Below are 6,872 nucleotides of genomic sequence, written 5' to 3'. Positions count from 1 at the left end.
ATTTAACTCGATTCTCCGGGAGCCATTTCCCGATTAGGCCTGTATTTCAAAATAAAATTGCTTAAAATCGTTGATAACACTTGACTTAGAGTAGAAAAAAAGGATAGTTTATTTTGAAGATTAATTTAAAAGATTTAAACGATAAAATTGAAAACCAAGACTACATTCAAGATCTTGAAACAGTAAAATACGCCGACATCAGTAAATCTAAAAGTAAAATCAAGCCTTACGCCAAAAAGATGGTCAAGGAAGTCGTAGCTGCATTCAAGCATGATTCATTAGTCCAAACGCAACTGGCAGTAACCGGTCAACGTCCCGTTACTTTTGCACTTGAAACTAACATCATCAACTTGCCATATGCCAATTATAAAAAGGTGGCTAACTTCTTTGAAGAAGGCCAAGAATATGGCTTGAACGTCTATTTTGAAACACGTTCAGAATACGTTAACGTTTCTCACTTCCGAATCGATCAATTGGCAACTGAAGAAGAAATCGAACAAGACTCTGACGCAGTAGTTGAAAAGTTGGTTGACGCTATCGTTGAAAAGATAAAGGTAGTGCGTGAATACAAGAAGACTGAAAGTAAGGCTAAAACTACCAAGACCACTACTAAGAAAAAGACAACGACCAAGAAGAAAGCTACAACTAAAAAGAAGTAGCGACAAAAATACCCAGGAATTTGTTCCTGGGCTTTTTTATTACTTAATTTCTTTGAATTTTGTTAGTGAATGATTATTGGTGTAGAAGAAGAAGTCTTCAAAGACTGCACTCTTGATTACACCTTTTTCACATCTTCATTAGTACCACTGAATTCTAGTAAATATAAAATGGGCACTTCCAAAGTTACTGCGATCTTCTTAGCGGTTTGAACGAAAAGGTCGTTGAAGTTTCGGTTGCCACAACCAATAATTCCTATTAAGTTTTTCTTGTTGTCTTTATATGTTGAAAAATCAACGACAGAGTCCATCATGAAGCCCAGTTATTGAATAAAATGCAATTGCTACCATATTTTTCCCTAATAAATCTAATGTACCTATGAGTATCGTCTCACCTGTAAGCAAAGTATTCAATGTATCTGCTATTCAAATTTTTAATAAATTCCCCTATAATTAAAAGCAAGGAGGACGACGCAATGTTTAGTTGGAACATTATTGGGATCTTGATTTGGGTCGCAATTATTCTTTATTTAGTTTTTATCGTCCAGAATATCCGTCAACGGCGGATCAAGATGATTATCAAACAGCATAAACGCTTTACTTGGCCAAACTTTTTAATTAACGTAGTTGAAGTTGTTGTATTGCTAGTGGCAGCTGGCTGGATGTTCAATCAGACTTTTATGGACAATCCGGATTTGGAAGATGCTAACCGCATTACTTCAACCATTAAGTATGAACCATTGATTATGAGAACTGGTTCGGGCAATTCAAGCTACGTAACCATCAACTCTGATAAGAGAAAGAACGGTTCACAGACATATACTTTCTATCGTGCAGGAAGCAAGATTACGACATCAAGTGACTATGCTTCAATTGCATACGGCAACACTGCACTTGATGTGGATGCCGAGAAGATCCCTTACGTTAAGAAGGATCTGACGAAGATGGATAAGAAATACCAACGTGCTTATGTTGCTATTTATACGGCATTTTATAAGAAAAACTGGCAAAACGGGATAGGGATGCACGCAGGGCATTTAGCTACGCGCTACTACTTGATCCGTGTACCAGATCAGAGCTTTATTAAGCAAAAATAGGCAAAAGAAAAACTAGATTAGTTAATTCTGATCTAGTTTGTTTTTTTAGTCTTCTTTTTTTATCTCACCGAGCATCCCGCCTTCGACAAAGGCCAAGATAAAGCTGGCGGTTAAGAAGTCCATCACGTTGCCTGAAAGAAATGCCGCCAAGAGCATGAAGGCAATGGACAAAAGCATCGAACTAATGAGGTATGTCCGCAGTTGTTTATTTATTAGCCACTTGATCAAAGCATAGAGCATGATCACGACGTAAGGACCGATAAACAGTAGCATGCCGACCCAGCCAAGGGAATAGACCTGACTGGTAAAATCACGCTCTAGATTGAAGATATTGGTTTCTCTGGTATAAGAAATACCGAATACCTTGTCGAGCTTATTATTGTTAGTTTTAATCACCTGATCCAGCATCGCCTTTTCGACGTGGCGGTTTTGCATCCGTGAAGTGCCTGGTTCGTTCATGATCTTGAGCCAGAATTCTGGATCGTATTTATATGGATAGCTCTTGGTGACAAACTTTTTGTTTAAAGCATAATCTTGATAGTGCTCGCCAATGAAGTTGGTCAAAAATTCCTTGCGCTTTTGACCACTAGGATACTTCTTAAGGCCTTCAGCCAATTCTTCTTTAGCTTGGGTCAAACTGTTGTCGGATTGTTGAGCCAAGTATTTTTCGTAGTTGTAACGTTGAATGGCTGGGCCAAAGGGGATGATTGCAAGAGTTCCGGCTTCCATGAGCAGTGCAACAACGATTGCTTTCCCATTTTTCTTTACATCTTTAACAATGTACAAATGGAAAACATAGAGCAGAACGCCTGCGATAATACCGCCGATTAAACCGATCAAGGCAACCTTCGTTCCCAATTCGATCATGGCTAAAGCTTGGACTACGTTCAACGTAATAGTCTTCCAATTGAAGTGGCTGAACATGAAGTAGAGCATGAGCGGTACAAGCATAAACAATACGGCCGAAACCATGTTGGCAAAGTTGAAGAAACCCTTCGAAGCCATATGCGAGTAGCCGATATTTGGATTAACGAACCATTCGAAGATATTGGCACTGATAAAGCCTGTTTCGTAACTTCTCAGCGAGATTACGAAGAGATTGCTGATGACGATCGTGAATGAGAAAAGTCCGCTGATTCCTTCGATTACGTGTCTAAATTGCTCTCTGGTAAATTCGAGTTCTTTGGTAAAGAAAATTACCAAGAGAGGCAAAACCATTCTAATTAAATAGAAGATTTCGCTGACGATTGAGTAATTATAATCGTTGGGGTTTACGCTGTTGAAGTGACGGACGTGAATCAGGTGCAGAATCGAGTAGACAATCAATAATGCTAGATAAACGATCAACCATTTTTCTTGTCCCAGTTTTTGCCAATTTTGCTTTTGACTGAAAAACATGCAGAAGATGACAAAAACAGCCAGGATTCTAATAATTGTTGGCAAAGTGAATGGCAAGACGTCGGCCAATTTGCCGTTGTAGAACCAGTACAAGTCCAAAAATGGTTGAATCAAAATGAACCAAAAGAGGACGGTTCTTGTTTTTTCCTTCATTTTTTCTCCCTTGTAAATTAAATTTCTTCCTAATTTTAGGCAAAAAAGGATCCTACGTAAATAAACACGTAGGATCTTTTTTACAAATTTGAATTATTTCTTGTCTTTAGAAGACTTCTTGTCGTCCTTCTTGGCAATCTTTTCTACCTTAACTTCGTTAGTTGAAGCAGTCTTACTGTTCTTGACAGCACGAGCAACCTTTAAGTTCTTGAAGTTGACTACGATTTTGTTGTTCAAGTCGCTGACTGAAGTTGCGTCAACGGGATCGTATGAAGTGATAGCTAAGAGTGCAGAGTTTTCGTAAATTTTTTCAACTTTGCCTTGGAATGGCTTTTTAAGTTCTTCTTCTGACTTAGCGCCAACGATTGCGCCTACTTTTACGTCTGCTTTTTTCATTATTTATATTTTCCTTTCCAAATGAAAAGTCTTAGTCTTTTTTGACAGTAGAATGTTAATATATAAAAGCAACATTTTCAAGTGGGGGATATTCTTTTGAAAAAAATAATTTTAATTGCGGGACCAAGTGGTGCTGGCAAGACGACCATTTCCGATTATTTATATGAAAAATATGACATTCCGCGCGTTTTAACGCATACCACACGGCCAATGCGTGTCGGCGAAAGGCAGAATGTGTCATATCACTTTGAAACAGATGATTCATTTAAGAAATTACACTTCTTTGAACATGTAAAATACGGTTCATATCAGTATGGTTCAAGTCGTGAAGCATTAAACCTCGCTTGGGAAAAACACGATCTGGTGTCATTAATCGTCGATATTCAAGGCGTATATTCTTACATTAAACAATTAGGTGACAAAGTTTATTTCTTATATGTCACAACTTCGACTAAAGAAGAGCTAAAAGAGCGGCTGCTCAAGCGTGGCGACGATCCTGAGAAGATTAAGGAACGCCTTAGTGGTAGCGAATTAAACTTGCTTCCAGCAGATTTGAAACAGTACGCTCATGTAATTGTTAACGATAATCTTAACAAAACTAAAGAAACGCTAAACTCGATCATATCAAGGCTTGAGGAAGACTAGGCACTCCGTTTTTTACAGATCATTTCTCCTTTTGCAATGTTTCTTAACGTGATGGTAGTTCTTTTGAAACATTCATGTAACATTCGGGCGTTATTATATAAAACGTCAGTTGATTCAAGAGATCACTAAATAAACGAATTTAAAAACTAAGAATAAAAAATAATTTTTAAGGAGAAATAAATTTTGAGTTTTAAACGTACTTTGGTTAAATACACAGCAGCTTTATCAATTTTCTTTACAGGTCTTGCAACTGTTAATGTTCCTGCAGCAACTGTTCACGCTGACGACATTAACACTACTACTGTAAACACTAACGATTCTCTTTCTGATATCGAAACAACTACTCCAGCCGATTCTTCAGTTAAGAAGACTTCAGCAGCTGACCAAAAACGTGGCGCAGTTGTTAAACTCGCTAAGAAGCAAGTTGGCAAACCTTACATCTGGGGTGCAACTGGTCCTTCAGGTTTCGATTGCTCAGGTTTAACTACTTACGTTTTCAAGAACGCAATTAACAAGACTTTGCCAAGAACTACTTACGGCCAAATCACTTTAGGTAAGGCAGTATCACTTTCAACTAAGAAGCTTAAGAAGGGTGACTTGTTATTCTGGGGTAACTCACACGTAGCTATCTACATTGGTAATGGTAAGTATGTTCACGCTCCAGCTCCTGGTCAAAACGTTAAGATCCAAACTTTAGGTTCATTCATGCCATCATCAGCTAAGCGTGTTATCGACTAAAACAAAATAAAAAATATATTTCTCAAAAAATTATAGAAAGAAGAGTTGGATTTTTTATCCAACTCTTTTTTTGTGTAAATTTTCGAAAGCGCTTTTTTTATTAAGTTAGTATTACTTTTGTAACAGTTATGTAACATAAGGGCATTATTATAGAGCTTGTAGATTAATTAAAGAAGTTTAAAGATTTTCCGAAAAAACGCATTTTCGTTACCAAAACTAAAAGATCTGACAACTTAAGTAAAAACTAACAGACATATATAGGAGCATTTGATGAATATTAAGAGCAATTTTGTAAAAGTTACTGCAGCAGCTGCTTTAACTCTGACCGGTGTAGCTACAGTAAGTGCTGTTAAGCCAGAATCAACTACTGCTAAAGTTCAAGCTGCTACCACTAAAGTAAAGATCAACTACGTTCCAGGTTACGGTATAAATATCTGGGATAACTACAACGGTGGTCACTTCACAGGTCAACGTGCACAACACGGCACCACTTGGAATGTCCTTGATCAAAAGACTGACAAGAAGGGACGCGTTTGGTACCAAGTTGGTCAAAACCAATGGATCATGGCTCAATACACCACTCCAGCTGGTAATACAGTAACTAAGAATACTACAACTCAAGCTACTGCAACAGTTGCTAAGCCAAAGAAGGCTAAGAAGTCAGTTCAAGCAACCGGCGATGTATCAGCTATTGTTACTTTAGCTGAAGCACAACTTGGTAAGAATTACGTATGGGGCGGTACCGGTGCTAACGGTTTTGACTGTTCAGGTCTTACCTCATATGTTTACTCAAAGGCTGCTGGTGTGAACATCGGTAGAACTACTTACGACCAAGTTAAGCAAGGTACCTCAGTTTCAATGAAGAACTTACAACCAGGTGACTTGCTTTTCTGGGGCTCCGCAAGTGCTCCATACCACGTAGGTATTTATGTTGGTAACAATCAATACATCCACGCCGCGACTCCAGGTCAAGGCGTTATCAAGCAAAGTTTGAGTGGTTACTTCTACCCAAGCGCAGCTAAGCGTATTTTGAACTAAACGAAAATTGAATAAAAGAATTAAGCGAATCACACGATTTGTGGTTCGTTTTTTTGCGTCTATAAGCTTATTTAATGAAAAACGCCCGAAAATCCCCGTATTTTAATGCGGGGATGGATAGGGCTTGCCGTCTCTAACGGCATTGTAGATCTGGTCATTAATGTACTTTTCTACTACTTCTTTAGACATATTCCCTACCGTGCCAAAGTAATAGCTGGGTGACCATAAATGTCCGCCCCACATCTTGTTTTGCTTAATTTCGGGATGATTCTTGAAGAATAAAAAAGCACTTCTTCCTTTGAGTGCTTTGACTACGCTTGAACCTGATTTTGATGGTCTAAAGCTGATAAGCAAATGAATATGTTCAGGCATTACCTCCATTTTTTCAATTTTGATTTGATTATCTTCAGCTATTTGCTTGAGCAGGTCTCGCATTTCTTGAGCCAGGTCTTGGTTAGTAAAGATTTGATTGCGGTATTTAGTACACCAAATTAGATGATAGTGTGCATTATAGACGTAGTGTTTTTCATAGCCTGCGTCTTTTATTTTGTCTCTCTTATTATTCATAGTCTAATATCCTTTCGTCTACTATGTATCTATTTACTGTTGATTATAAGATATACATAGGCTATAATCAAATTACAATAATACAAGGAGGTGAAATACATGAAAAGAATGAGCAGTTTAGCCTATCATTTTGGCGTTAAGCTTCGCTTTTATCCTAGTTCTAAGCAAAAGAAAATCATTAAAC

8 protein-coding genes and 1 pseudogene are annotated in these 6,872 nt (G+C 37.9%); 5 read left to right on the top strand and 4 right to left on the bottom strand.

Translation table 11 applies throughout. The annotated features are described in order from the left end of the window. Positions 1-113 precede the first annotated feature (113 nt). The gene (locus WS44_RS08415; RefSeq protein ID WP_046434014.1) at positions 114-659 is read left to right on the top strand and encodes a hypothetical protein; all 546 of its coding nucleotides are present in this window, start codon (positions 114-116) and stop codon (positions 657-659) included. Between the two features lie 125 nt (positions 660-784). Here WS44_RS08415 and WS44_RS08410 read toward each other — a convergent pair. Further along, positions 785-1,007: pseudogene (locus WS44_RS08410) on the bottom strand (class Ib ribonucleoside-diphosphate reductase assembly flavoprotein NrdI); the annotation flags it as partial. A 125-nt stretch (positions 1,008-1,132) separates the two neighbouring features. On the opposite strand from WS44_RS08410, the gene WS44_RS08405 reads away from it, so the two are divergent. Next, entirely contained in the window at positions 1,133-1,753 is a 621-nt protein-coding gene (locus WS44_RS08405; RefSeq protein WP_014566179.1) for an LVIS_2131 family protein, read from the top strand. A gap of 45 nt (positions 1,754-1,798) precedes the next feature. Here the strand turns inward: WS44_RS08405 and WS44_RS08400 are convergent, their stop codons facing one another. After that, positions 1,799-3,304 (bottom strand): O-antigen ligase family protein, encoded by a 1,506-nt coding sequence (locus tag WS44_RS08400; RefSeq protein WP_046434013.1) that lies wholly within the window; start codon positions 3,302-3,304, stop codon positions 1,799-1,801. Between the two features lie 93 nt (positions 3,305-3,397). Next, positions 3,398-3,700 carry a DUF2187 family protein gene (locus WS44_RS08395; RefSeq protein WP_013438631.1) on the bottom strand — a complete coding sequence of 101 codons (303 nt, stop codon included), beginning with the start codon at positions 3,698-3,700 and terminating at the stop codon, positions 3,398-3,400. Between the two features lie 96 nt (positions 3,701-3,796). Here WS44_RS08395 and WS44_RS08390 point away from each other — a divergent pair, with 96 nt between their 5' ends. The 3 genes from WS44_RS08390 (at position 3,797) to WS44_RS08380 (ending at position 6,121) form a co-directional block, all read left to right on the top strand. Beyond that, the gene (locus tag WS44_RS08390) at positions 3,797-4,345 is read left to right on the top strand and encodes an AAA family ATPase (RefSeq protein ID WP_014566176.1); all 549 of its coding nucleotides are present in this window, start codon (positions 3,797-3,799) and stop codon (positions 4,343-4,345) included. A gap of 183 nt (positions 4,346-4,528) precedes the next feature. Further along, complete coding sequence (locus tag WS44_RS08385; protein ID WP_013438629.1) at positions 4,529-5,083, top strand: C40 family peptidase; 555 nt, start codon at positions 4,529-4,531, stop codon at positions 5,081-5,083. A gap of 270 nt (positions 5,084-5,353) precedes the next feature. Further along, on the top strand, positions 5,354-6,121 hold the full coding sequence (locus WS44_RS08380; RefSeq protein ID WP_046434012.1) for a C40 family peptidase: 768 nt from the start codon (positions 5,354-5,356) through the stop codon (positions 6,119-6,121). A gap of 102 nt (positions 6,122-6,223) precedes the next feature. Here the strand turns inward: WS44_RS08380 and tnpA are convergent, their stop codons facing one another. Then, positions 6,224-6,688, bottom strand: a complete 465-nt coding sequence (gene tnpA / locus WS44_RS08375) for an IS200/IS605 family transposase (RefSeq protein ID WP_013641431.1) — start codon at positions 6,686-6,688, stop codon at positions 6,224-6,226. Positions 6,689-6,872 lie beyond the last annotated feature (184 nt).

The sequence above is a fragment of the Lactobacillus sp. N54.MGS-719 genome, from assembly GCF_000980505.1.
Classification (GTDB): domain Bacteria; phylum Bacillota; class Bacilli; order Lactobacillales; family Lactobacillaceae; genus Lactobacillus; species Lactobacillus amylovorus.
Note: the sequence above shows the minus strand (reverse complement) of the source record. Positions and strands in the feature narration are given on the sequence as shown.